This is a genomic window from Nesterenkonia natronophila (genome assembly GCF_003595215.1).
In the GTDB taxonomy this organism is placed as follows: Bacteria; Actinomycetota; Actinomycetes; order Actinomycetales; family Micrococcaceae; genus Nesterenkonia; species Nesterenkonia natronophila.
Genome location: NZ_QYZP01000001.1, coordinates 161,306 through 186,898, shown reverse-complemented (window position 1 = coordinate 186,898; position 25,593 = coordinate 161,306). Strand labels below are relative to the sequence as shown.

25 protein-coding genes and 1 riboswitch are annotated in these 25,593 nt (G+C 60.6%); of the genes, 13 read left to right on the top strand and 12 right to left on the bottom strand.

The window, feature by feature from the left end; all coding sequences use genetic code 11:
- Positions 1 to 92: 92 nt before the first annotated feature.
- Positions 93 to 983: a fumarylacetoacetate hydrolase family protein gene (locus tag D3250_RS00900; protein ID WP_119901488.1), complete on the bottom strand. Its 891-nt coding sequence runs from the start codon at positions 981 to 983 to the stop codon at positions 93 to 95.
- Between the two features lie 366 nt (positions 984 to 1,349).
- The gene (locus tag D3250_RS00895) at positions 1,350 to 1,748 is read right to left on the bottom strand and encodes a RidA family protein (RefSeq protein WP_119901487.1); all 399 of its coding nucleotides are present in this window, start codon (positions 1,746 to 1,748) and stop codon (positions 1,350 to 1,352) included.
- 119 nt (positions 1,749 to 1,867) lie between these two features.
- Here D3250_RS00895 and D3250_RS00890 point away from each other — a divergent pair, with 119 nt between their 5' ends.
- The 5 genes from D3250_RS00890 to D3250_RS00870 all read left to right on the top strand — a co-directional run bounded on the left by D3250_RS00890 (position 1,868) and on the right by D3250_RS00870 (position 8,378).
- Positions 1,868 to 2,350 carry a cupin domain-containing protein gene (locus D3250_RS00890; protein WP_119901486.1) on the top strand — a complete coding sequence of 161 codons (483 nt, stop codon included), beginning with the start codon at positions 1,868 to 1,870 and terminating at the stop codon, positions 2,348 to 2,350.
- A 6-nt stretch (positions 2,351 to 2,356) separates the two neighbouring features.
- Positions 2,357 to 3,277, top strand: coding sequence for an acyl-CoA thioesterase (locus D3250_RS00885; RefSeq protein WP_119901485.1), 921 nt, complete (start codon positions 2,357 to 2,359; stop codon positions 3,275 to 3,277).
- A 25-nt stretch (positions 3,278 to 3,302) separates the two neighbouring features.
- Entirely contained in the window at positions 3,303 to 4,955 is a 1,653-nt protein-coding gene (locus D3250_RS00880; RefSeq protein WP_119901484.1) for an AMP-binding protein, read from the top strand.
- Between the two features lie 13 nt (positions 4,956 to 4,968).
- Positions 4,969 to 7,362, top strand: coding sequence for a bifunctional salicylyl-CoA 5-hydroxylase/oxidoreductase (locus D3250_RS00875; protein WP_119901483.1), 2,394 nt, complete (start codon positions 4,969 to 4,971; stop codon positions 7,360 to 7,362).
- 122 nt (positions 7,363 to 7,484) lie between these two features.
- Complete coding sequence (locus tag D3250_RS00870) at positions 7,485 to 8,378, top strand: PaaX family transcriptional regulator (protein ID WP_119901482.1); 894 nt, start codon at positions 7,485 to 7,487, stop codon at positions 8,376 to 8,378.
- A gap of 38 nt (positions 8,379 to 8,416) precedes the next feature.
- Here D3250_RS00870 and D3250_RS00865 read toward each other — a convergent pair whose 3' ends face one another.
- Entirely contained in the window at positions 8,417 to 9,673 is a 1,257-nt protein-coding gene (locus D3250_RS00865) for a pirin family protein (RefSeq protein WP_119901481.1), read from the bottom strand.
- Positions 9,674 to 9,762: 89 nt separating this feature from the next.
- Positions 9,763 to 10,191, bottom strand: a complete 429-nt coding sequence (locus D3250_RS00860; RefSeq protein WP_119901480.1) for an organic hydroperoxide resistance protein — start codon at positions 10,189 to 10,191, stop codon at positions 9,763 to 9,765.
- A gap of 150 nt (positions 10,192 to 10,341) precedes the next feature.
- Between D3250_RS00860 and D3250_RS00855 the strand changes: the two genes are divergently transcribed.
- The 3 genes from D3250_RS00855 to D3250_RS00845 all read left to right on the top strand — a co-directional run bounded on the left by D3250_RS00855 (position 10,342) and on the right by D3250_RS00845 (position 14,179).
- On the top strand, positions 10,342 to 11,673 hold the full coding sequence (locus D3250_RS00855) for a galactokinase (protein WP_119901479.1): 1,332 nt from the start codon (positions 10,342 to 10,344) through the stop codon (positions 11,671 to 11,673).
- Between the two features lie 124 nt (positions 11,674 to 11,797).
- Positions 11,798 to 11,894: riboswitch (SAM riboswitch) on the top strand.
- 9 nt (positions 11,895 to 11,903) lie between these two features.
- Complete coding sequence (locus tag D3250_RS00850) at positions 11,904 to 12,542, top strand: OsmC family protein (protein WP_119901478.1); 639 nt, start codon at positions 11,904 to 11,906, stop codon at positions 12,540 to 12,542.
- A complete protein-coding gene (locus D3250_RS00845) occupies positions 12,539 to 14,179 on the top strand; it encodes a sodium:solute symporter family protein (RefSeq protein ID WP_119901477.1) in 1,641 nt (546 codons plus the stop codon). Before D3250_RS00850 ends, D3250_RS00845 begins: the two co-directional genes overlap by 4 nt.
- 36 nt (positions 14,180 to 14,215) lie before the next feature.
- Here the strand turns inward: D3250_RS00845 and D3250_RS00840 are convergent, their stop codons facing one another.
- Entirely contained in the window at positions 14,216 to 15,028 is an 813-nt protein-coding gene (locus D3250_RS00840) for a transglutaminase-like domain-containing protein (RefSeq protein WP_119901476.1), read from the bottom strand.
- Here D3250_RS00840 and D3250_RS00835 point away from each other — a divergent pair, their 5' ends adjacent.
- The 3 genes from D3250_RS00835 (at position 15,029) to D3250_RS00825 (ending at position 16,662) form a co-directional block, all read left to right on the top strand.
- Positions 15,029 to 15,832 (top strand): pyroglutamyl-peptidase I, encoded by an 804-nt coding sequence (locus D3250_RS00835; protein WP_119901475.1) that lies wholly within the window; start codon positions 15,029 to 15,031, stop codon positions 15,830 to 15,832.
- 139 nt (positions 15,833 to 15,971) lie between these two features.
- Entirely contained in the window at positions 15,972 to 16,181 is a 210-nt protein-coding gene (locus D3250_RS00830; protein ID WP_119901474.1) for a hypothetical protein, read from the top strand.
- A gap of 55 nt (positions 16,182 to 16,236) precedes the next feature.
- Entirely contained in the window at positions 16,237 to 16,662 is a 426-nt protein-coding gene (locus tag D3250_RS00825; RefSeq protein WP_119901473.1) for a hypothetical protein, read from the top strand.
- A 13-nt stretch (positions 16,663 to 16,675) separates the two neighbouring features.
- Here the strand turns inward: D3250_RS00825 and dnaB are convergent, their stop codons facing one another.
- Together dnaB and D3250_RS00815 are read right to left on the bottom strand one after the other, a co-directional pair.
- Entirely contained in the window at positions 16,676 to 18,040 is a 1,365-nt protein-coding gene (gene dnaB, locus D3250_RS00820; protein WP_438830120.1) for a replicative DNA helicase, read from the bottom strand.
- A gap of 93 nt (positions 18,041 to 18,133) precedes the next feature.
- Complete coding sequence (locus D3250_RS00815) at positions 18,134 to 19,510, bottom strand: condensation domain-containing protein (RefSeq protein WP_119901472.1); 1,377 nt, start codon at positions 19,508 to 19,510, stop codon at positions 18,134 to 18,136.
- A gap of 132 nt (positions 19,511 to 19,642) precedes the next feature.
- Here D3250_RS00815 and D3250_RS00810 point away from each other — a divergent pair, with 132 nt between their 5' ends.
- Positions 19,643 to 20,425 (top strand): alpha/beta fold hydrolase, encoded by a 783-nt coding sequence (locus D3250_RS00810; protein WP_119902215.1) that lies wholly within the window; start codon positions 19,643 to 19,645, stop codon positions 20,423 to 20,425.
- 761 nt (positions 20,426 to 21,186) lie between these two features.
- A complete protein-coding gene (locus tag D3250_RS00805; protein ID WP_119901471.1) occupies positions 21,187 to 22,326 on the top strand; it encodes an LLM class flavin-dependent oxidoreductase in 1,140 nt (379 codons plus the stop codon).
- A 126-nt stretch (positions 22,327 to 22,452) separates the two neighbouring features.
- On the opposite strand, the gene rplI is transcribed toward D3250_RS00805, so the two are convergent.
- The 5 genes from rplI to D3250_RS00780 form a co-directional block, all read right to left on the bottom strand.
- Complete coding sequence (gene rplI, locus D3250_RS00800) at positions 22,453 to 22,905, bottom strand: 50S ribosomal protein L9 (protein WP_119901470.1); 453 nt, start codon at positions 22,903 to 22,905, stop codon at positions 22,453 to 22,455.
- 28 nt (positions 22,906 to 22,933) lie between these two features.
- Complete coding sequence (gene rpsR / locus D3250_RS00795) at positions 22,934 to 23,176, bottom strand: 30S ribosomal protein S18 (protein ID WP_119901469.1); 243 nt, start codon at positions 23,174 to 23,176, stop codon at positions 22,934 to 22,936.
- Between the two features lie 74 nt (positions 23,177 to 23,250).
- Positions 23,251 to 23,769: a single-stranded DNA-binding protein gene (locus tag D3250_RS00790; RefSeq protein ID WP_119901468.1), complete on the bottom strand. Its 519-nt coding sequence runs from the start codon at positions 23,767 to 23,769 to the stop codon at positions 23,251 to 23,253.
- A gap of 58 nt (positions 23,770 to 23,827) precedes the next feature.
- Positions 23,828 to 24,127, bottom strand: coding sequence for a 30S ribosomal protein S6 (rpsF, locus tag D3250_RS00785; protein WP_119901467.1), 300 nt, complete (start codon positions 24,125 to 24,127; stop codon positions 23,828 to 23,830).
- Between the two features lie 138 nt (positions 24,128 to 24,265).
- Positions 24,266 to 25,579, bottom strand: coding sequence for a M18 family aminopeptidase (locus tag D3250_RS00780; RefSeq protein WP_119901466.1), 1,314 nt, complete (start codon positions 25,577 to 25,579; stop codon positions 24,266 to 24,268).
- Positions 25,580 to 25,593: the final 14 nt, after the last annotated feature.

Genomic DNA, 25,593 nt, shown 5'->3' with positions numbered 1-25,593 from the left:
ATATTCCATGGCAGAAGTGACGAATTTCTTTTCGTGTTTTGCATTGATAGTCCCCTTGACATGAGGTGTTTCGGTCGTGGTGTGAGGTCGGGTTACGGGTGAGTAAGTTGTCTTCTCTCCAGATCGGGCGCGCAAGACTCCTCAGACGTCATACCCTCAACCCTCACCTGGTTACGAAGGGAGCCCACACCCGGGATCTCCGTCCGTAGGAAATCGCCATCGGCCAGGAAGCGAGGTGGTTTTGCCCCAGCCCCGACTCCACCGGGCGTCCCTGTGAGAATCAAGTCACCCGGGCGCAACTGGGTGAAGGTGGAGACGTACGCCAAGAGCTTCGCCGGAGGAAACACCAAACGCGAGGTATCGCCATGTTGAACCTGCTCGTCGTTGACGTAGCAGTACACATCGAAGATGGGTTCTTCGCCGAACTCGTCAGCGGTCACAAGCACTGGACCTACTGGTGTAGTTGCATCAAAAGCTTTGCCCTGTAGCCACTGAGTTGTTCTGTTCTGCCAGTCGCGCATCGAGACATCATTCGCGACCGCATAACCAGCAATAGCTGCCGACGCCTCAGCTTCGTCAGCCTCGTGCAGGTGACTGCCAACCATCACCGCTAGCTCAGCTTCCCAGTCGACTTTCTCGCTAGCGCGGACTTCGATCCGATCATTGGCGCCACAGAGGGTGTCTGCAAACTTTGCAAAGAGTGTCGGGTGTTCCGGCAGCTCTCGACCCATCTCACTGATGTGGTCCGCGTAATTGAGGCCACAGCATATGATCTTTCGGTCGGTGGTCACGAGGGGAGCGAATACCGCTTCCGCATGGGTAAGACGTCTCGAAGAGGATTCAGCCGCTTTCGCGGCCTGTGATCGCCATTCGGGCTGTTCCATGAGAGAGCTGACGTCGCCGTCACGCACGACGGCGAAATCCGACTCCGTCTGTACGCAGGCGACGGTCTTTCCTCTGATGTGTAGGGTTGCCAGCTTCAAGAGGTGACCTTCCTATAAGTCGATTGAATGAAGGTATCGCTACCAGGCGGACGGTTGAAATTTCTGTGCGCCCGGCCTTGCTGTCCATATGTCGCAATTCTTGCGATCGGTAATTTCAGCAAATGTAACACCTCGCTGGAAAGTGTGCCAGATCACACGCGATCTTTTTCTAGGACTCCTTACGAGAACCACCTGTCACAGCCCAAACTGGAATCATTCCGGCATGATGAGAGCCGCTGATTGTGTGATTCAGCGTGATAGAGCGGTTCATGAGGTGATGAAGAGTGACTTTGTCTTTTGAAAGCGCAAAGGGCCCGACCGCATCTGCTGCGGCCGGGCCCTTTGCGCTTCGGCGTGAGGAAATTCTTAGCGGGCCTGAATCACTGCGGTGCCCTGGATCTCGATGAGGGCTTCTCGTTGCCAGAGGCGGGAGACACCTATGCCAGCCAATGCAGGGTAGTCGGAGCCGGCCATCGAGCGCCAGATCTTGCCAATCTCGCGGCCGTTCGCCAGGTAATCATCGACATCGGTGAGATAAATGGTAACGCTCACCAAGTCCTCAGGCTGGCCGCCAGCTTCCCGGAGAGTCTCCAAAACATTGGAGAAAGCCTGCCGGAACTGTTCGACGATTCCGCCCGGGACGATCTCCATGTTCTTGTCCAACGCCGTCTGTCCACCAAGGTAGACAGTGTCTCCGGATTTCACCCCGTGAGCGAACCCCGACGGTTTACCCAGGGTCTCGGGGTTGATGATCTGGTTCTGCATGAATTCCTCCGAAAGTGTCTGAATGTGACCTGGCGCACGCCCTGACAGCGTGTTACATTTACTTTACGCGACGATCGCAATAAAGACGACATATTCGAGAAAGTCTGACGGAGGATGCCATGACAGCCCAGCCCTTGAACCAAGCAGTCGACGGTGATAATCAGCAGTACGCCGGAGCGGATGGCAAAGTCGTTCCGGTGATCACCCGTGCCGGCCAGGAGGACACCAGCACCGGTCAGTCTGGTGGCGCAGTGCGGATCTCGGGGGTCTCCATTCAACACACTCCTGCTACCAAAATCTGGTTTGGCCAGGTCTCCAACGTGCCTGGTTACCGCTCGTTGCCGCACCACCACGGGGAGGCTGAAACCGGCGGTTACGTCCTCAGAGGCCACGGCCGGATCTACTTCGGAGAAAACTACTCCGAATATGTGGACATGACCGCCGGGGACTGGGTCTTTGTCCCGCCATACATGCCGCATGTGGAAGCCAATATGTCAGTCACGGAGGATCTGGTCTGGTTGACCACCCGCACCCCGGAGAACATCGTGGTCAACTTGGACGACGTCGATGACTCGACTCTGACCGGGTACCGCAGGAGTTGAGCAGTAATGACCACCCAGAACCAGACTGAGCAGATTCACGCTCCCGGGACTTCTGAGACGTTTCTGCGGGCGATGGACATGGTTGAGCTCTCCCCTCCCGTAGAGTCGGTGCGCACCTTTCAAGCCACCACCCAATGGGTGCCCTGGCCCAAGGCCTACGGCGGCGATATGGTTGCTCAAGCGTTGATGGCCATGATGCGCACCGTGAGCACGGACCGCGCGGTTCACTCCACTCACTCGTACTTCATGCGCCCGGTGGATATCAGCCAACCCGTGACATACCACGTAGAGCTCCTGCGTGATGGTCGGAGTTTCTCCACCCGCGAAGTCCGTGCCATGCAGAATGGCAAGACTGCTTATATTTCGATGGGGTCTTTCCAGGTGCCTTCCGAGGGGGATCAGTTCAGCCAATCGGCACCCAAGGTGCTCACCGAGGTGCCTCCTGAAACTCTGCCGAGTGCCAGCGAGGTGCTCGAGGGCCACCATGACGATGCCGCGCAGTACTGGGCTACTGGACGCAGCTTTGATATGCGCCATGTGCAAGGGGCCATTTACCGGGGTGGCGTGGAAGTTCAAGAACCTGAGCAAGCGGTGTGGATACGAGCCTTCGATCGGCTTACCGAACGAGTGGAGACAAAGCAGGACAAGGACTTGCAGCGGGCCGGATTGGCTTACGTCTGTGACTACACCATCCTGGAATCTCTCTTGCGCCAACGCGGCCTAGCCTGGGGCACCGAAGGCTTGGTCACCGCCAGTCTGGACCATTCCATGTGGTTTCATCGACCCGCTCGAGTAGATGACTGGATTCTCTACGTTCAGGAAGCCGTATCCGCTCAGTCACAGCGTGGCTTGGCTACGGGAAATTTCTATGCCCGCACCGGGGAGCTGGTAGCGAGCGTCGCCCAAGAGGGAATGATCCGAGCGTGAATCGGAATCTAGGAAAGGAGTCCTCGTGCTTCTGACACCATCTGCTCATCAAGACAGCTTCACCCGCGATAACCTGCCGCCTGAAGACCAGTGGCCCACCCTAGAGTTCACCATCCCAGATGTGCAGTATCCGGATCGTCTCAACGCTGCCACCGCCCTGATTGATCAGCCGTCCGAGCGCTTCGGTGCCGATCGCACTGCTTTGTCAACACCAGCAGGCGAGACCTGGACCTACGGTCAGTTGCGTGACAGGGCCAACCAAATAGCCCGTGTGCTCACCGAGGACTACGGCCTGGTGCCAGGAAACCGGGTTATGCTGCGGGGCCCCAACAATCCCTGGCATGTGGCTGCGTGGCTGGCCGTACTCAAAGCTGGCGGCGTGGTAGTCGACACCATGCCACTCCTGCGCAGCACTGAAGTATTAGCTCTGATCGAAAGAACCAAGCCCAGCGCCATCATCGCAGATCACAGGTTCTTAGAGTCCGTCGAAGAGGTCTCTGAGGAGAAGCGTCCCCCCGTCATTTCCTACGGCTCAACATCGGCGGCTGACCTCGTGGCCCAGGCCGCTCAGAAAACGATGGATTTCACTAACGTAGAGACAGCTGCCGACGATGTCGCCCTGCTCGGTCCCACCTCTGGCACCACAGGGGCTCCGAAGCTGACTATGCACTTTCACCGCGATATTCTCGCCAATGCTGACACCTTTGCCCGCCACATCGTGAAACCGACAGCGGACGACGTGTGGGCCTGCTCCGCGCCCCTGGCATTCACGTTTGGGTTGGGCTGCTCGGTGGTGTTTCCACTCTACTTCGGAGGAGCAGTACTTCTCTTTGAAAAGTCCTCTCCGGTGGCCATGGCAGAGCAGGCTGCCCAGGCTGGGGTCACGATTTTGGCTACCGCACCCACTGCGTACCGAGCTCTTCTCAAAGAAGGGCGATCCGACCTGCTGAGCCGACTGAGGATTGCTATCTCCGCCGGTGAGCATCTGCCTGAAGCCGTGTGGGAATCCGTCAAGAAGACCTCCGGCCTGGAGATTATCGATGGCATCGGTGCCACAGAAATGTTGCATGTTTTCATCTCAGCATCTGGCGATCAGGTGCGTTCCGACGCCGTGGGGAAGCCGGTGCCGGGGTACCGGGCTACCGTCTTGGACGAGGACGGCAACGAGGCTCCAGTCGGGACCGTCGGACGTCTGGCAGTCATTGGTCCCACCGGTTGTCGATATCTTAACGACAGTCGTCAGACGGTTTATGTTGAGAACGGTTGGAACGTCACCGGCGACGCCTTTTCTCGGGATGAAGAGGGGTACTTCATCTACCAGGCGAGAACCGACAACATGATCGTGTCTTCCGGATACAACATCGGCGCCCCAGAGGTGGAGGCTGCTATTGACTTGCATCCCGCGGTCGTCGAGAACGCTGTGGTGGGACGTCCCGACCCGGACCGTGGCACTGTAGTTTGCGCCTTCGTGGTATTGAGTGACGGCTCCGAAGCCGATGAACGAACCCGCAAGGACATCCAAGACTTCGTCAAACAACGTATTGCTCCGTACAAGTACCCACGTGATATCCGCTTCATCGATGAGTTGCCGCGAAACCTCAGTGGGAAATTACAGCATTTCAAGTTGCGGCAGCAGCTCGCTGCGGAGCAAGCCCCAGAAAAGACCCCGGCGGCATAGAGAGGCATTGACAGTGAAAACAGCAATTGTTGGAGGCGGTCCGGCAGGGCTCTACTTCTCCATCCTAATGAAGCAGCTGGACCCTCACCACGAGATCGTGGTGTGGGAACGCAACCGCGCCGACGACACCTTCGGCTTTGGGGTCGTGTTCTCAGACGAAACTCTCGGGGGTATCGAAAACGCTGATTCTGTGGTGGCTGACTATATGACCCAGCAGTTCGCCCGCTGGTCAGATATTGACATCCACTACCGGGGCCAAGAAATTACCGTGGGTGGTCAGGGATTTGCAGCGATGGGCCGGAAGGAGCTGTTGCAAATGCTTCAGCAGCGGGCCCTGAACCTCGGAGTGACCGTGCACTTTGCAAGTGAAGCTCCACCGGTGGCCCAGCTAGAGGCTGACTACGACCTGGTGCTAGCCGCCGACGGTGCCAACTCTCAGGTTCGTGCTGCCTACGCAGATGATTTCCGGCCTCAGCTTGACCGGCGACGTAACAAGTTCATGTGGCTGGGCACAGACCAAGTCTTTGAAGCGTTTAAGTTCTTCATCAAGGAGACCAAATGGGGAGTCATGCAGGTCCATGGGTACCCCTTCTCGGACAAACGCTCTACCTTCATCGTGGAAATGCATGAGGATGTCTGGCGCCGCGCCGGATTCGATTCCACCGAAGACACCGTCTTTCCACCAGGAGTCTCCGACGATCAGGCAGTGGACCGATTACGCGAGATCTTCGCCGAGGAGTTGGCAGGTTATGAGCTGATCACCAACAACTCCAAGTGGATCAATTTCGGCACCGTAAGATGTGACAACTGGTCCCGCGGGAACGTGGTCTTAGTGGGTGATGCCGCCCATACCGCACACTTCTCCATAGGCTCCGGAACCAAATTGGCAATGGAGGATGCTCTCGCGCTGGCGGCATGCCTGCACGAGAACGCTGATGTGCCAGCGGCCCTGAAAGCCTATGAAACCGAGCGGCGTCCCGTGGTTGAATCGACACAACGTTCCGCCCAAGCCTCACTGGAGTGGTTCGAAGATATCGACCGGTATGTGGGCCAGGATGATCTGCAGTTCGCCTTCAACCTTCTGACCCGCTCCCGCCGCATCACTCAGGAGAACCTGAGGCTCCGGGATCCAGAGTTCGCCCAGCGGGTGGATCAGCACTTTGCGGCTTCCCACGGGTTGAACAGTGTGGAGCCCGCGATGTTTCAGCCCGGCTCGATCGGCCCCGTTCGTCTGAAGAACCGGGTGATCGTCTCACCGATGGATATGTACTCAGCAGAAGATGGGGTGGCAGGTAATTTCCATCTGGTCCACTTGGGATCCAAAGCTCTCGGCGGAGCTGGTCTGGTGATGACCGAGATGGCCTGTGTCTCAGCCGAAGGTCGTATTACGCCTGGCTGTTCCGGGCTCTATACCGGCGAACACACCGAGAGCTGGAAGGAGGTGGTGGACTTTGTTCATCACTACTCCACCGCCAAAATCGGTGTACAACTCGGCCATTCTGGACGCAAGGGCTCCACAAAGCTGATGTGGGAAGGCATCGACAACCCCTTAGAGAGTGGAAACTGGCAGACTATGGGCCCGAGTGCAGTGCCTTACGGTCCCAACAACCAGGTTCCGCGGGAGATGACCAGGTCAGACATGGACAAAGTCGTGGTCCAGTTCGTCCAGGCCGCTCAACGGGCCGCGGAGGCAGGCTTCGACTTGTTAGAGGTTCACGCAGCACACGGGTACCTCCTCTCCTCCTTCCTCTCACCGATTTCCAATAAGCGAACCGACGAATACGGCGGACCCATGCAGAACCGGCTGAGGTTCCCACTAGAGGTCTTCGATGCAATCCGTGAGGTCTGGCCCGAAGATCGTGCATTGACCGTGCGCATCTCCGCGACCGACTGGTATGAAGAGGGCAACACAGTCGACGACGCCGTAGAGATAGCCCAGGCCTTTGTCGATCACGGGGCTCATGCTATTGATGTGTCCTCTGGGCAAGTGACCAAGTTGGAGAGTCCAGCTTATGGCCGCAGCTACCAAACCCCGTTCGCGGACCGCATCCGCCACGAGGTGACACAGCCAGCAGGGGTGAAGGTCATCGCAGTGGGAGCGATCTCCTCCTACGACGACCTGAATTCGATCCTGTTGGCTGGGCGTGCGGATTTCTGCGCATTGGGACGACCTCACCTCTACAACCCGAACTGGACCCTTAACGCCGCCGCCGAACAAGGGATTGACGCCACCGACGGCACTACCTGGCCCAACCAGTTCCGGGCCGGGCGCCGGAAACCGCCAACTTCAGGGCGCACCGACGACATCCGTCCTCGCTTGGCTCTAGTGCGTGAAGATCCCGAGGATCAACCAACGCATCTTCGGTGGCGTCCAGAGTCGGCGAGGTCGTTGGTTACACTGTCCTAAACGTTTGAGCCTGCCGGTGGTGGAAGACTACGATTCTCGCCACCACCGGCAGGCGGACGTATCTCGGGTCGCACTTCTGTGGCTGGCAAGTGGCAATGACGGTTCATAGGAGAGACCTACAGATGGGTGCGCCCCAGACTTCACCGAAAGAGATCCCTCGACCCCCGGTCCTTCACCAGAGCCTCATAATCACGCTCTTCGGCATCTATCGCCGAACGGCGACCACCGCGATCCCGGTGGCCGCACTCGTGGATCTTCTGGGTGACTTGGGGTATGACGGACCCGGCGTGCGCTCGGCTGTGTCGCGACTGAAGAGCAAAGGGGTCTTGCAATCAGAGTCCGTTGCAGGGGTAGCTGCATATAATTTGGCCGAATCGGTGCAGGCCACATTCGACGAAGGTGATCAGCGAATCTTCGCCGAGTACCCACAGCGGAGACCCAACGATTGGTCTTTGGTGCTCTTTTCAGTCCCCGAATCCAAACGTCACCTTCGTCACCAGTTGCGCAAACACCTGCGCCGACTCGGCTTCGGCACCGTAGCGTCCGGCGTTTCGATCGGAGCGGGGCAGCTCTTGGAGCAGGCACGCCATCGGCTGAGCCGCCACGGTTTGGCCGAGTATGTCCAATTTTTCCGTGGGGAGTACTTCTTCAATGGAGACGTGAAAGACCAGGTGGCCCAGTGGTGGGATTTGGATACCATCCATTTGTCCATGCAAAGGTTTTTGGAGACCTACCACAACGCCTTCGAGCTATGGACCCAGCGTCTAGAAGAACTGAGATGTGAGGACGGAACAGACTCCGCAGAGGAGCGAGACCGGCAGGCCTTTCAGTATTACGTGCCGATGCTCACTATTTGGCGCCGACTACCCTACGAAGATCCAAACCTTCCGGCGGAATATCTGCCCGCAGATTGGAAAGAACCTGACGCCCGGCGCGCGTTTGTCGGCACTCACCAACTCATCGGCCCATTGGCTTCGCGCTACGTAGCCCGGACCGTGGCAGCCCATCTGCCCTAAACGTACGTGGCTGCTGGTGGATTGTCTGGACGGGGGACTCAGCCGCGCGGTTTCATGCGGGTATTCGGCAGCGCAGGCGCCGGCAGAGGAGCGGCTTGTCCCGGCGGGAAGTCACCAAACTGCGGAAAAGGCGTTCCGTCGCCGTACCGAGCTGCGGCAAGCGCGTCGCGCAACTCCCCCCTGACAGGCTCACCCAGGGCGCCGGAGGCGACCTGGACCTCCTCCTGGGTGCCATCAGGTTGGGATGCCCGCTCGGTCCGGGAATCAGACAGCGACGACGCCGGTGGCAGCATGGACTTCATGGGCGAGTCCTCTGCCGGAGCCTCAAAGCCCATCTCCGCCTGGTAGGCGGCCCGGTAAGCTGCAATTTCCTCGTGGGAGCGGCCCACGAAATTCCACCACATGACGATCTGTTCGTTCAGTGGCTGCCCCCCAATCAACAGCGCCAACACCGGCTCATCATGGGCCTGAAGTCTCAGCACCTCGGGACCTGAATCCACCACCGCGAGGTGGTCGGCGGGCACCTCAGATTCGTTGAGGCTCACCGCCCCTGAGACACGCAGCAGGCCGTGCTCGTGCCCGGTGGGGACGGGAATGTCGAGGGTGCGACCGGGTTGGAGTCTGATTTCCGCTCCGGTGAGCGGGATGTAGGTTTTCACCGGTGAGCGGTAGCCCAAGAGGTCACCGATGAAGACCCTAGCTTCCCATCCCTCGCCGAGCACAGGCTCGGGCCAGTGGGTGTCCAGACTGGGTTCCACGAAGCGGTGCTCCTCTGGGAAGGCGTACCAGAGCTGCGCGCCGTGCAGGACCGTGGTGTCTTCGGTGGAGTACTCGGAGTGGCTGATGCCGCGCCCGGCATTCATCAAAGCCACTTCTCCAGGACGGACGGTGGCCCAGTTTCCCGCGGAGTCCATATGGTCAATGCGTCCGGAGAAGAGCCAGGAGCAGGTGGCCAAACCCGTGTGCGGGTGCCGAGGGACTCGCATGGGCGTGGCTTGGGTGAGATCGTCGGGACCATAGAAGTCCAGAAAGCACCAGGCGCCGACCAGGGACCTGGCCCGCTGGGGCATGGTCCGCCGTACCGTCATTGCTCGGGGGCCGCCCAGCGGGACTTCACGGGGTTCCAGCAGCTGCACTCCGCTGGGGGTTTCGGTGATGCCGGGACTGAGCTGGCCCTCCGGCGGTGAGGACACTCCGTCCTGGGAGGTGCGGCGCTGCGCGGTGGGAGCGAGATCAAAGGTGTGGGGACCGTTGATGCACACCTGTTCGGTGGGACGAGTCTCGGTGTTGCTCATGGGGGCCTCCTGTGGGCGTCGCTGCACGGATAGTCAATCCAGTATTTCAAATTTGAAATGTCCCGTACAGCGACGCTCTACCAGTCGGTTCAGTCGTCGGTCACTATGACCTCGACATCGATGTTTCCGCGGGTCGCCTTGGAGTAGGGGCAGAAGTCGTTGGCCTTCTGGGCCAGGTCCTCGGCGGTCTTCTTGTCCACGTTCGGGAGCACAACCTCGATAGTCGCGGCGAGGGCCATGCCGCCGTTGTTGTCACCGCCAATGCCGATCTTCACGCCAACGGAAGAGTCAGTCACGTCCTGATCCGCCTCGCCTGCCATTTTGCGCAACGCTCCATGGAAGCAGGCTGCGTAACCTGCGGCGAAGAGCTCCTCAGGGTTATTGCCCTCACCAGATCCCCCCATTTCTTTCGGTGCGGCCATCCGGAGGTCCAAAGAGCCGTCGGCAGTCTTGACCTGCCCGTTGCGGCCGTCGCCGCTGGCGAGCGCCTCTGCGGTGTACTTCACATCTACTGCCATGTGGGTTCCTTTCCAACGGTGTCGATGACGAGCCGGGGCGACGGCATCGTCGTTTCTTGCTCTCCTACATCACCACAGTCTGGTGCCGCTGGCTAGGGGCTCAGCTCCGCGATGCGCGGATACCCATAGTCAGTGGCAGAATTGGAGCCCATGCGTGAAAATTCCGCCCGCTGGCTGGCGCCCGGGGACCCTGAGTCCATCTCTGTAGCACTGGCTACCCGATTCTCACAGGTGTACAACTACGACCCCGAAGGCGTGTGGTTCGCCCCGGGAAGGGCCAATCTCAACGGTGAGCACATCGACTTCCACGGCGGGCGGTGCCTTCCGATGGCACTGCGCCACGGGACCTATGTGGCCGCTTCCCCGCGGACCGATGGCCTGCTGCGCTTGCGCACGCTGGACCCCTCACTCGACACCGGAATCGTGGAGGTTCCCAGCGCCGCCTCCTCCCCCGTTTCGGAGGACGCCCCACCCTGGACAACCTACGTGGCAGGGGTGCTGTGGTCCTTGGTTCGGCAGGGGGATCAGCATCCGGAGTTGGAGCTGGACCCCACTATGGGAGCAGACCTTCTCATCCGTTCGACGCTGCCAATCGGGGCTGGACTATCCAGCTCGGCCTCATTGGAGTGTGCTGCCGCGCTGGCGTTCGTGGCCATCGGCACCCCTCTAGGTACTGAGAACCAAGGTGATGATCTCACCCGAGCGCTCACCGACCCCTTGCGGGCGGTGCTGGCTCAGATATGTGTCAGAGCTGAGGTGGAGTCGGTCGGCGCGGGCACTGGAGGATTGGACCAGACCACCGCCCTGCGTGCTACGGAGGGGAAGGTGATCTCACTGGACTGCCGGGACTTCTCACTGAAGCGCACCGACATCACCTTCCTGCTCAGGAACTACCGGTTCTTGGCCGTTGATACCGGCCACCCGCACCAGTTGGCTGATGGACGGTTCGCCGCATGTAGGGCTGAGGCGGAGGCTGCCACTGCTGTGTTGGGAGTGGGCAGGCTGCGCGATGCGCTGCCGGAGAAGCCCAACAAGACACATGTGGAGCTGGTGCTGGAGGAGTTCGACCGCGCCCTGGCAACGGGTGCTGATCTGGAGGGCTTAGAAGCTGCAGCCTGTCGTCGGCGACTGAAGCATGCCCTGACGGAAATGCTGCGCAGCGAACAGATCCATAGGATCCTGAACGGAGATGCTCATGGGGTGGATCACACCGCAGAGATGATCGGGGATATTATGTCTGCCGGCCACACCTCCATGAAGGAGTACGCTGAGGTCAGCTTCGCTCTGGCCGACCAGGTGGTCGACGCAGTGATCGAGGCAGGAGCATCCGGTGCCCGGCTGATCGGTGGAGGGTTCGGCGGCTCCGTTCTGGTGCTCGTCCCCCGCAGCCGAATGGAGAACGTCACCGCCGCAGCCTCCCGACTCTCGCCTGGGATCCGCTTCCTGGAGGTCGTTCCTTCCCAAGCAGCTCGGGCCGTATAGGCGAGCTCAGCCCATCCATCCAATGGACCGAGGAACCATCAGGCACCTGGTGGTGCCCTACGACGCGGCACTGATGGATGGAGCAATTTGATCGGCGAACCGACCTGAGGTATGTTCGCTGACTGAATCATCCAGAGCGACTGAGAGATCTGGCTCAACGACGTCGCAGCAACCCCGCCAAATTCGTGGTGGACAGGTGCTAACGCCAGTTTCGATGAAAGGCGAATCATATGTCTCCATGCTCTTCCGTGCCCGAGGCGGCAGAGTCAGTCTCTCGGTTCACTGAGCGGCCTGCGCTCCAGAGCTCCAAGACGCTCAGGGCCGCCGGCGTGTGGACCGGTGCTCAGCAGACTCGGCTCAACGTCCGTCACTTTGAGTTCACCGCCGATGAACCGCACAAAGTCGGCGGCCGTGACCAGGGGCCTACCCCCATGGAGTACCTTGCCGGAGCGGTGAACAGCTGCATCACTGTGGTGATCGACCAACTGGCCGCTCGGCAGCAGCTCACCCTGGAGGATCTGCAGACCTACACTCTGGCCTCCCAGGACACCCGCGGGCTGGCTGGCACTGCCGATGTGCAGCCATATGCCCACGCATACCGGCTGCAAATTGCGATCACGACACCTGAACGCGACGAGCACACGCTGCGCCAGTTCGCCGCCCGCGCGGAGCACATCTGCCCTGCCATCAATTTGCTTCGCGATGCCAACACCGGCCTCAAGGTCGTCTGGAGCTTCACAGAGCAGCCCACTGCTGAAGCTGCCGAGCGCCTGAGCAACGCCGCCGTGGGGTACACCGAGGAGCACGACGCTCCTAAACCCTTTCTCACCGTCACCAACGCAGACCTCGCCGCCTCGGTATCGGCATGAGTGCAGTCGGCGTCTGGACTCTAGGACTCGCTCTGGCTTATACCGCCTGGTTGGTCATCGGCGGCCGATGGGTGGTGGCCCGTCAGGAGAGCCGGGCAAACTTCTTTGTCAGCGGCCGCAGCTTCAGCCCGTGGACGGTGGCTTTCTGCATCACCGGACTTTTCTCCGGGTCTTCCTATATAGCCATAGTGGAGCTCAGTTACCGCACCGGTATCTCAGCAGTCTGGTACGGCGTCGCCGAGACCGTCCAGGTCCTGCTGATCGCCCTGCTGCTGGTCAAACCCCTACGTCGCAAACTCGTGGTGACCGTCACCGGAATCATTGGGGATCGCTTCGGACGATCCGCGCAAGGCATCAGTGCGCTGATCACCGGTTTCACGTTCCCAATGTACTCACTGGCCACCAGTATCGCGTTCGCCTCAGCACTCTACGCGATCACTGACATCGCACTGTGGCAGTCGATCACTCTGACCGCAATCATCCTCCTGGCCTTCTTGGTCTTTGGCGGCATGCGTTCAGTGGCCTTCAGTCAGACCATGAACGTGATCATGATCTTCGTGATGTTCGCCGTCGGAATCTGGGCGTTAGTGATGTCCCCGGGGTCCGGCGAAATTGCTGAGTTCAGCGCTGACCGGCCGGAGATGTTCGAACCAGCGAACGCTGGTGTCTCGCTGATCGTTGCCTGGTTCGGCACATTCATCGTCAACGTGCCGTTGGCTCAGGCCGCGTTCCAAATGTCCATGTCAGCCCGTACTCCCGAAGACGGCCAGAAGGGCCTTTTCTTAGCAGCTGTGATTGGCATCCCCCTGATCCTGCTGGGCATCTTCGTCGGTGTTGCTGCAGCCATAGTGGTGCCCGATACCGGCCTTCCGCTAGTAGCCATTTCGGAATACATCTCCGGGGCCCTTCCGCCATGGGCCGCCGCCCTGTTCTTCGTCGGCATGTGGGCATGCGCGCTCGGCTGGGCCGGACCTTGCCAGTTCTCTGGGGCCACGTCATTGGGTCGGGACTTCGGCCGCGCCATTCGCCCCAAAGCCACCCAGGCCGAGCTGGTTCGCTACACTCGCATCGCACTGGTCGGCCTCACCGCAGTGCTCATCGGTCTGAGCCTGCTGCGCTCAGAACAGTCTGCATGGTGGAACATCATGGCCTGGACCCTGCGCAACGGTGCAACCTTCGCCCCCGTCCTGGCGGCATTCTTCTGGCCGCTGGCCACCCGAAGTGCAGCTGTCTCCGCCCTGCTGGGTGGCTTCGGTGCCGGTTTGGGCTGGTACGCGATGTCGGGCTTCAGCGCCACAGACTTCTTCTTGGGCACCCACCCGGTGTGGATAGGAATGATAGTGAATATGGCCTTGCTGGTGGTAGTCAGCCTGGTCCAGGTTCAGTGGCGTCCGAGTCCCTGCCCGCAGGCAAGACGCCGCGGCACAGCAGCGCTGTTCTCCGCCCTCGCCATCGCGGTGCTCACCGCGCTGAACTGGCAGTGGGTGGCTGGCTTCGGCCTCGCCGGATTGGCCCTATTCCTCGTGACCTTGGGGCTTTTCGCTGCCGCGTTCCTTGCGATCGTGTCCCAAGACCCCTCCGAGTCCGTCACCAGCTTCTGGGAGACACCCGAAGAGCAGCCTGTCACCACACGGTGACTCTGCATCGAACATTGACGAGGTGCCCCGCACCCGTCAGCGAACGGGAATGAGGTCGCTGCCCTTATCGGTGGGGAGGTCACCATCGACGGTGGCGGTGACCACCGCCGACTCCAAGATGATGCCGCCGTCGTGATTGTCAAGGAATGCTGTGTCGGCTGCGTCGCGACCGGTGGCGATGCGCAGCAGTGACTGCCGCGGAGCCAGCCAGGTGGGATCGACCGCCATCCATCTGCCGTCCACGATGGCCTCGGCCACCGCGTGGAAGTCCATGGGATCGCACCCGGGGGCATAGACAGCCACCAGCCGCGCCGGAATGTGCATGGCCCGAAGCAGTGCCACCACCAGGTGCGCGTAGTCGCGGCAGACTCCGGCCCCGGCAAGAAGTGTGTCCGTAGCACCGTCAATGGGGTCACTGGAACCCGGAACGTAGCTCAGCCGGCTCGCGACAAACTCGGTGACGTCAGCGATCTTCTCCTCGATGGACCGGGAGAGGTTGAACTGGCCTGCCACAAAGCCATAAAACTTGTCACACTCCGCGTACCGACTCGGCCGCAGGTACCGCGACCGGTCATAATCCTGAGCTGTGAGCGGCTCCGCCTGGCCTTCCACGTGTGCCCGATACTGTGCAATAAGACGGCCCGGGCCCACGTGCATTCGGTGGATCCGACCACCACAGCCCGCTGGGATCTCCTCCGGGGTGATGGTCTGGTCGTCGAGTACAAACTGGAAAGATTCGTCTACGGTCAGGCCGGGCAGCTTTGCCACGGCAATCTGGAATTCGAGTTCGGTGGCGGCGGTGACTTCAACCTCAAGGGTTGAAGTCACGTCCCGAGGTGGCGTCTTCATATGGCCAGTCTAGGCACCAGTGGAGGTGAGAGGTTAACGGCGGCGGATCCTGGGCTCACGTGGAATCGGTATCAGCTCGATGGGCGGCCTCGCCAGTTCTTTGACTTCAGTGCGCTTCCTGCAGAAGCTAGAGCCATGGCCGAGATATGTCGAGTCCTCCTCTCCGCCTTCGAACCCTTCGATGGTGCCGACCACAACCCTTCCCAAGACGTGGTCCGGGAACTGACCGAACGGGCAGGACGTGGGCAGCTCGCCGCACAACGCGAGCGCGGCGGCATCGTGGTGGTACCCGTCCTGCTGCCGGTGGAGTTCACCACTGCCGGGCAGATCCTCACCCAAGCAGCCCGCGAACACTCCCCGGACCTAGTGATCTCCGTAGGGCTGGCGGACGGAACTGACGCCATACGGCTCGAACGGGTCGGCCTCAACCTACGCGATGCCCGAATCCCGGACAATGCTGGCGCCCAGCCCGTGGACCAGCCGATCATTGCCGATGGCGAGAACGCTCTCTTCAGCACACTGCGGCTGAAAGCTGCAGGCCAGCGCATCGCGGAGGCGAACATCCCAGTCTCATTGTCGCTCTCCGCTGGCAGCTACGTGTGCAACGACCTCCTGTACACCGTCCTGGCCCACCTGCGCAGCCAGGAGTCAGGTGCCCGTGCGGGGTTCGTGCACGTGCCCGATCTGCTCGCAACAGACGCGCCTATCACCGTGGATGAGGCCGTCATGGCGCTTGATCTGCTTATCTGCGAATCGATGAGCCCCGCACCAGACACGCATGCCGCTATGGGCGCGCTGCACTGAATCTAAGCTCCACATCCAGGAACCGGCGCAGATTCGACGCCAAGATTGACCGTGCGCTCAGGTCGCTCTCAGAGTAGGTGCTTACCGTTTTAGAACGTACTAAGCATTTTTCCGTCGATATCCATGCAGCGAGGTGGCCATGACGTCACAAGAGCGGGGCGAGCTCCACAGCGGTTTCGGGCTCGGATTGATCCGCCGAGAGAAAGACCGCCATCACCGGCGTCCGCGCCACGATGATCCCGACAATCTCGGTTTCGCCGCATCCAACCGAACAATCACTGCCACACTCATCATCGGCATCTCACTGATGCTGCTGATCCTCATGCTTCCGTACCTCAGCGAAATCTGAAAGGTTGGGTGCGGTAGTCCTGCGGCTACGGGCCTCCCGATAGTCTGATCAGAGAATGAGCAGGAACCAGAAGCCCACCCGGACCCACACCCCGAAACGGCCACGCCGCACCACCCCAGCGAATCAAGCCCCAAGATCAAGACGCCAGCCTGCGACCAACCACACACTCCTCGCCGCTCGTTACCTCTGGGCGGTGACCACCGGGCTTGTCATCGCAGCCCTCCTTTTCGAACCCACTATGGTATGGACCATCGGGGTCGGTGTGTTCATGATCGCCAACTTAGAGTGGCTCGGTCTATGGCTTATAGTCGCAGGTTACGGAATGTCTTGTCTGCCGGTGACCTTTGGGTTGCTGGTGGCCACCGGCCGCTTCTGGTTCAGTCTCACCCACGGACTCTGGACCGGGGCAGTATACTCAGTCGCTGGTTTCCTGCTTCTAGAACAGATTCTCGGGGTGCTGGCGCCGTACGGTCTGCATTAGACAGAAACCCCAGCTAGAAGTCGCGGGCCATGTCTCGGAACCGCTGGAAGTGCCCCTGAAATGCCACCGTGAGATCCCGCGTCGGGCCGTTGCGGTTCTTGGCCACGATGATGTCAGCCTCACCGGCGCGCTCAGTCTCCTTGTCGTAGACCTCAGGGCGGTGCAGGAGCATGACCATATCGGCATCCTGCTCAATGGCCCCCGATTCCCGCAGATCAGAGACTTGGGGACGCTTATCGGGGCGCTGTTCAGAGCCTCGGTTGAGCTGAGAGAGAGCGATGATCGGCACATCCAGTTCCTTTGCCAGCAACTTCAGCGTACGAGAGAACTCGCTGACCTCCTGCTGACGGGACTCCACACGCTTGCCCGACATCAGCAGCTGCAGGTAGTCCACCACCACAAGCTTGAGGTTCTCCCGCTGCTTCAGACGCCGGCACTTCGCTCGAATCTCCATCAGCGTCAGGTTAGGCGCATCGTCAATAAACAGCGGTGCCTGCTCCAGCTTGTCCATCGCACGGGCCATCTTCTCCCAGTCCTGGTCCTTCAGGCTCGAGCCCTTGCGCAGGTCGCCGAAAAGCACCTGTGACTCAGCGGCCAGCAGTCGCATGGTCAGCTCAACCTTGCCCATCTCCAAGGAGAAGAAGGCTGTGGTCATCCGGTTGTTGACCGCCGCTGAGCGGGAGAAGTCCAACGCCAGCACAGACTTACCCATCGCCGGGCGCGCAGCGATGACGATCAGCTGACCCCCATGGAAACCATGTGTGAGTTCGTCCAAGTCGCGGAAGCCGGTGGGGATGCCGGAGAGCGTGCCATCATTGGCGGCATTGACCTCGATCTCCTCGATTGTCGGAGCGAGCACCTCAGAGAGCCGCGCGTAGTCCGCGGTCTGCCGGTTTTCTGCCACGTTATAGACCTCGGCCTGGGCCTCGTTGACGATGGCGTCGACCTCACCGTCGGAGGTGTGCCCCAGCTGCACAATCTTCGTCCCCGCCTCCACCAGTCGGCGCAGAATGGCACGCTCGCGGACAATATCAGCGTAGAAGGCAGCATTGGCTGCAGTGGGAACCGCCTGAGCCAGATTGTGCAGATAGGCCGGACCTCCGATTCGCTGCAGCTGCTGAGTCTTGGTCAGCTGATCAGCGATGGTCACCACATCGGCTGGCTCACCGCGGCCGTAGAGGTCAATGATCGCTTCGAAGATCATCTCGTGGGCCGGTCGGTAGAAGTCTCCTCCGCGGACCACTTCCACCACATCGGCAATAGCATCCTTGGAGAGCATCATGCCGCCCAGCACTGACTGCTCAGCCACCATGTCCTGCGGAGGCGTGCGCGACTCAGCACCAGCACCCGTGCTGGGGTTGTAAGTCTCCACACTCACGCAGACACACTCCTCAGACACCTCGTGGGATTGACGCGAGGTCCCACTCTACCGGCTGTCAGCCAGAAGGCACCACGGGCCCAACCGGGTGCCTCACTGACTGGACTGGGCCTTGATCTCACGCAGTGCGTGGTGTTCCAGTGGGGCCCGCAACCCGTACACCAGACCGGCAAGCCAAGTGCGCATCGAACGCCTGGCCTGCCGAGTATCCGGGTATCGGCAGCGCAGGTGCATGCCGGTGTGGTTGATGACGAACCAGATCATCACCCCATCAGTGCGGATCACGGCCGAGACATGTTGGGGATTGAGGTCGTCATCAACGTTGACCGGCAGCTTCCGGTGATCCAACCAGGACATCGCAAACATCCCTGGGTCCTGCGGCATACCGCCGCTGGGCTCCATGATCGGCGCCAGCGGGTATGAACCCAGCCTGATTGCCTCTTTGACCGCCCCGTAACATGCCTGGTAGTCGTAATCGTTATTCTCCACCACCGAGTTGGTGATGAACCAACCCACTGAGTTGAACCAGCGAGTTCCGTGCCGGGAGTGCACCGGGAAAACTGCCCGCAGGGGTTCCCCGGAGAGCTCAGCAGCGAGCTTGGTCATCACTGATACGGCCACCGCGATCAGGCGCACCTTATGTTCGGCTGCATGGGCCTCCACCTGCGCCAACTCTTCGGAGTCGAACACATCGCGAATCTCGACGAACTCACCGACCGGCTGAGAGACGTCTCCCAAGTCCAGTGGAAACCGCGGCATCGAGTGACCACCCGCCTCCAGGATCTGACTCCAGCGCTCCACCACCTCTGGAGGAGGGGCCGGCTCCTCCTCCAGGGCGCGGGTATGGTCCGCGAAAGATTCTGTGGAAGGCAGCTCCGCAGTGGGATCCCGGCCGTCCAACAGGTTCTGGAGGCACATCGCGAGATCGCGAGTCAGTACCAATAGACTCCACGCATCCACATGAGCGTGGTCAGAGCCAATGATCACCTGCGGGGTTTCCACTCCCGCCTCATCTTCAATGACACATAACCGGTAAGACGGTATCTCCAGTGGCCTGCACACGAGATCGAAATGCTCGCGCAATACCGACCGGAGGGCGGGAGGAGTGAGCACACTCCCCTGCCCCAGCTGCTCCCATTCCCCGGGCCAGACCACGACTGAGGCCAGTGTGAGGTCCGAGCGGCGCCCGTCTGCCTCCTCGTCCTGCAGAAAGGCGCTGCGCAGGGTGCCGTGACGTTCAACAACCGCCATCCAGGCCTGAGCAATAACCTCACGATCAGCGTGCACAGGCAGCGAGAAACTGACCGCCATCCACGACCCTGGGCGGGAGCCGAAACCTACGTGGCGCTGCTGGTCGAATGAGACCGGAAGTCGTTCAGCGTCTTTGGCATCTGGGAGCTCTGCGCAGACGGAGTAGCTGTACACCCTTCCGGGCTGCACCTGCATTTGCGCAATATTGGTCAGCCGCATACCGGTAGTGTAGGCCGCTGCGGCCTCCCCGGGTGTGTCGCTGCCGAAACTGTCGATTAATATTCATCCTGAAACTGAAGTGAGCTGGGATGTCCAGCACCAGCACAAGAAGGTGAGAGCGCCGCCGTGGCCATGTTCCAAACCGCAGGAGCGAAGCTTGCCTACGAGGTGGTCGGGGACGAGGCTGACCCGTTGTTCGTCCAGACACACGGGCTCACCTCCTCAGCCTGGCGCGAGCATCGAGCAGGACTCGACGTCACCGGTGGGCTTGGGGGGTTCCGGGTTCTGCGCTACGACTCCCGGGGCCACGGGTCCTCCACGGGGAGGGCGGTGCCTGAGGACTACCTTTGGTCACAGCTGGCGGAGGACCTTTTGGCTCTGCTGGACGCGGTGGCTCCCGGCGAGCAGGTCCACACCGGTGGTCCATCGATGGGTGCTGCTACGCAGATCTGTGCGGCATTGCTGGATCCGACGCGATTCGCCTCGCTCAGCCTCCTGGTACCACCGACCGCCTGGAGCACCCGGAGAGCGCAGACGGATCAGTATCTGCGCTCAGCCGAACTTGTGGAGAACGAGGGAATCGGGGCATTCGTGCGGATGGGAGAGGCCATCCTTCCACCACCGGCCCTGGCCGACCGTCCGCGTGAGCGTGTCCCGGTAGTCAGCCAAGAGCTTCTGCCCTCGATACTGCGCGGCGCCTCCATGACGGACCTGCCCCCGCCCGAAAAGTTCGCACAGCTGGAGGTGCCGCTCCAGATCCTCGCTTGGACAAATGATCGCGCCCACCCCGTATCGACTGCCGAAGAGCTCCACCGCCTGCACCGAAATTCACAGCTCTCCATCGCAGAGACACCTGAAGACCTGGCCACATGGCCCACCCAAGTAGCCAGATTTGTGGAACGCCATCGTCGTTGAGCCGGGGTGCGGGGCGAGTGATCGGACCGCCGATCCGGCCCCTGGGGGCGCGTCGGCAGGATCACGGTCAATCGGCCGTGATCCCCTTCCCTCTGCCTAGGGTCGGCGATCCGATCTGTAGTTTGTCCCCATGAGGATCCCAGGACAATGGTGAACGCCCCCAACCGGGACGTCCTTGTCCTGTTCACCCAGTCCGACCAGGTAACGGGCGGACGGAGCTCTGACGCTGATGCACGCCGACGTTCATCGGCCAATATCCGCGTCGTGTCTCAGCTCCAACACCTCCTGGGAGCCTCGGCAGCACCCTGTATGGGCAACCGGAGGTCTCCAGATAGGGAGGAGGGACGCTTGCCACTTTAGGCCGAGAATCACCCCTGGGCAATAGGTCACAAAGGCGGTCCTGTGGATTAAATGTGAAGTGCGCGGCGTGTCGTGTGAACAACCTGAGGGAAACCTGTGGAAAACATTCTGCTCATCCTAGTCATATGCTTCTGACCTGCAGGTTTGTGATGACACGCTGTGAATTATTGGCATTTTCGTCCTGCTTACCAGGACCTATTCAACACTTGCTGTTGACCCTCCGATAGGTGTATAGCCCTCTGTATAAGACTGTTTTCCACAGATTCTCCACAGGCACACAGAAGCCCTCGAACAGCCTGTGCGGGGAGGTTCCCGTACACGTCTAGGTGAACGTATTTCAAATTTGAAGTAGTCTAGATGTACATCAAATACTCAGTTCTTCCGCCCCCTCTAGGAGCCCTATGCAGTTCGGCATTTTCTCCATCGGCGACGTTACGCCTGATCCCATCACTGGGCGCGTCCCGAGTGAGCACCAGCGCATCAAGTCCACGGTGGCTATCGCCCAGAAAGCCGAGCAGGTGGGACTCGATGTCTTCGCCATCGGTCAACATCACAACCCACCATTCGTAGCACCGGCCAACCCTCCCATCTTCATGGCGCACATCGCCGCCCAGACGGAACGTCTGCTGCTGTCCACTGCCACGACGCTGATCACCACCACAGACCCGGTGCGCATCGCCGAGGATTACGCCTATGTCCAGCACCTCAGTGACGGACGGATCGATCTGACCCTAGGACGCGGCAACACCGGCCCGGTCTATCCGTGGTTTGGCAAGGACATTCGAGCCGGAATCCCTTTGGCAGTGGAGAACTACGCCCTCCTTCACCGCCTCTGGAGGGAGGAAGAGGTGGAGTGGCAGGGCAGATTTCGGACACCGCTGGACCACTTCACAGCGACCCCTCGTCCTTTGGACGCGGTGCCCCCGTTCGTCTGGCACGGGTCAATCCGTTCTCCGGAGATAGCTGAACAGGCCGCGTACTACGGGGACGGTTTCTTCCACAACAACATCTTCTGGAACAAGGAACACACCGGCCGAATGGTTGACCTCTACCGGGAGCGGTTCGCACACTATGGACACGGCAGTCCTGAGCAGGCAACTGTCGGGTTGGGCGGACAGGTTTTCATGCGACCCAACTCTCAGGACGCAGTTCGGGAGTTCAGGCCGTACTTCGACCGTGCGCCGGTCTACGGAGGGGGCCCATCGCTTGAGGAGTTCACGGAGATGACGCCGCTGACGGTGGGAACACCCGAGCAGGTCATTGAGAAGACCCTGAGCTTCCGCGAATATGCCGGAGACTATCAGCGCCAGCTCTTCCTCATCGATCACGCAGGGCTGCCCCTGGACACGGTTCTGGAACAAATCGAGATACTCGGCGAAGAAGTGGTTCCAGTGCTGCGCAAGGAGGTTGCTGCCCGAGCACCAGAGGGTACACCTGAAGCACCTACCCATGAATTGCTGCGCGCTCGCCGAGACGCTGGGCGGGATCCTGTCCCCGGCGGCACACAGGCTGCTGCAGATGACGTGACCACCCGCCGTTGATTCCCGGCTCCCCGGAGCCGACCCTCATCCTGCGGCGGCGCCGGGCCGTTCCAAAAATGAAAAGGTCCCTGTCCGGTCTTCTCAGAGGACCGGACAGGGACCTTTCGGCATAAGCAAGTGAATGCCTTACTTGGCTGGTACGACCTGCAGATCGATGGTCGCGGTGACCTCGGAGTGCAGCTTCACGGTCGCGGTGTAGTGACCTACAGCTTTGATCCGCTCCGGCAGTTCTACCGTGCGCCGGTCGATGCTTCCAAGGCCAGCGGCCTGAACAGCCTCGGCGATCTGCGCGGCACCGACTGTGCCGAAGAGACGACCGGACTCGCCGGTCTTCACTCCGACCTGCACGGTCTTGGCCTGCAGCTTCTCTGCAATGGACTGCGCCTCTTCAACGGTGGCGATTTCGCGGGCCTTACGGGCCTGACGAATTCGCTCAACGTCTTTTTCTCCGCCTTTGGTCCAGGTCAGCGCATAGCCGCGGGGCAACAGGTAGTTGCGCGCGTAGCCATCTTTGACCTCGACGACATCGCCGGGGGCACCGAGGCCGGTGACTTCCTGAGTCAGGATGAGCTTCGACATATCAGTAGTTCCTTTCCTTCCTCAGTAATCAGCCGCGGCCAGCGCCGGAGTACGGCAGGAGGGCCATTTCGCGGGCATTCTTGATCGCCTGGGCGATCTTGCGCTGTTCCTGGACCGAGACTCCGGTCACTCGGCGAGCGCGAATCTTGCCGCGGTCGGAAATGAATTTCCGAAGCAGGGCGGTGTCCTTGTAGTCAATGACTTTGATGTCAGCAGCCTTCAGCGGGTTCGCTTTGGGCTTCGGCTTCTTGGTGATTTCAGCCTTTGCCATCGTGGTGCTCCTTTTCATAGGTGGGAGCCCGCGCTATTACGCGGGATGGTGAATAGTTGTCAGTCGTTCAGATGTCAGAACGGAGGTTCGTCGTTGCTTCCAGCGTCCCAGCCGCCACCCTGAGAGGGCTGTCCGCCCCATGGGTCCGGTTGCCGACCGCCACCGAATCCGCCGGGCTGATTTCCGCCGCCTTGATTGCCGCCGAATCCGCCGCCGCTCTGGCGGGGGGCCTGACGTTCGATCTTGGCGGTGGCATAGCGCAGCGAGGCGCCGATCTCGTCGACGTCGAGTTCCCAGCTGGTCCGGTTATTGCCCTCTTTGTCCTCGAAGCTGCGCGCTTTGAGGCGTCCTTGGGCGACAACCCGCGTACCTTTGGTCAGCGATTCACAGACATTCTCAGCGGCTTCACGCCACAACGAGCAACGAACGAAGAGCGTCTCAGCGTCCTTGTACTCGTTGGCCTGCCGGTCGAAGTACCGTGGCGTGGAAGCGATGACGAAGTTGGTCACTGGTGCACCCGAGGGGGTGAACCGGAGCTCCGGATCCGCCGTCAGGTTACCGACGACAGTGATGACAGTCTCGTTATAGGCCATGTGGTGTACCTCTTTTCAGTCGTTTCATGTACCAAATATTTCGGCCCAGGCGCCTGACTCAGGCGACCTTGAACTCCTCGGGCCGGATGATCTTGGTGCGCAGAATGGTCTCATTCAGGCGCAGCAGACGGTCCAGCTCTTTGGCGGATTCAGGAGTCGAATGGAAGTTCACGACAGCGTAGATCGCCTCGGTCTTCTTCTGGATCTCGAACGTCAGCTGACGGCGTCCCCAGATATCGATCTCGTCGACAGTTCCGCCGTCTTTCTTGACCAGTTCCATGTACTTGCCCAGTGTGGGCTCTACGGTGCGCTCGTCGACCTCGGGGTCGACCAGCACCATCAGTTCGTAATGACGCATTATGAACCCACCTCCTTCGGTCTTGCGGTCACGGGATTTCCGTAACAGGAGGTTCTTTGCGTGTTGCCTCTCGCTGAAAGTCTTCAGCACAGACTGGCCAATATTACCCCTGATTTGCTGTGAGCACGAACGGGCAGGTCAGACGGTGAGCTCTGCAGTGAAGAACGCAGTCACGGCATCCCGAAGGTGAGCAACGTCGTCGACCCCACACATCTCGCGAGCCGAGTGCATGCTCAGCAGCGGAATGCCCACGTCTACGGTGCGCAGCCCGAGCCGAGTAGCTGTGATCGGCCCGATCGTGGACCCGCAGGGAATGTCATTGTTGGACACGAACTCCTGACTGGGCACCCCAGCCGCTCGGCAGACTTGGGCCCACATGGCCGCCCCGGGTGCGTCCGTGGTGTAACGCTGGTTGGCGTTGATCTTCAGCAGCGGTCCAGCATTGGGCAGAGGCCGGTTCGCCGGGTCGTGTCGTTCCGAATAGTTCGGGTGCACCGCATGGCCGGCATCAGCGCTGAGGTGCCAGGATCCGGCATAAGCCTGGGCCCGCTGCGAGGAGGTCGCCTGCAGACCCTCATAGATCCGGTCCAGCACCTCCTCCAAGAACGGCCCGGCAGCACCGGACCGAGAGGCCGAGCCGAGCTCCTCATGGTCGAATGCGGCCAGCATGGGGATCACTTCAGCAGACGTGTCCGCAGCGAGCATTGCCTGCAGACCGGCATAGACGGATGAGAGGTTGTCCAATCTTCCTGAGGCCAAGAACTCCCTCTTCGACCCGAAACGTGACGGTGGCTGCGCATCCGCGACCACCACGTCATAACCGTCTACTTGTTCAGGTTGAACCCCGGCGGCTCGGCTGACCACCTCCAACACATCGGCTTCAGCCGCTGTTTCCGCAGAGCCGGCGACTGCCAGGACCGGCATGGTGTGCTGCTGCTTCCCCAGTTTGATGCCATCCGAATTGACCTGCCGGTCCAAGTGGATTGCCAATTGGGGGATGCGCGCCACCGGCCCAGTGGCCGTCAGATGGGTAGCTCCGTCCCGCGTGACCAGCCGACCAGCCAGGCGCAGCTCTCTGTCCAGCCACGAGTTCAGCAGCGGACCGCCGTAGACCTCCATGCCGGCCTGTACCCATCCCTGCCGTACAACAGTGGATCTGGGCTTAAGTTTGAAGCCCGGAGAGTCCGTGTGGGCTCCCAGGACTCGCAGCGGCGTCGTCGGACCTGCATTCTGCGGCAGGATCCAGGCCAGCACGGCGCCATCGCGAACCACTACGTACTTCCCGGGTTCAGCAGGCCAGTCCTGGTGCTCACCCAAGTGCGTAAAGCCAGCCTCCACCAGACGCTGCGCGGTCACCGCTGCCGCGTGATAGGACGAAGGCGACTCCGTCACAAAGGTGCCCAAATCTTCGATCAGCTCGTCGGTGGTCAGTGCATCGGGGATCGCGATCATGACGTCCATCCTAC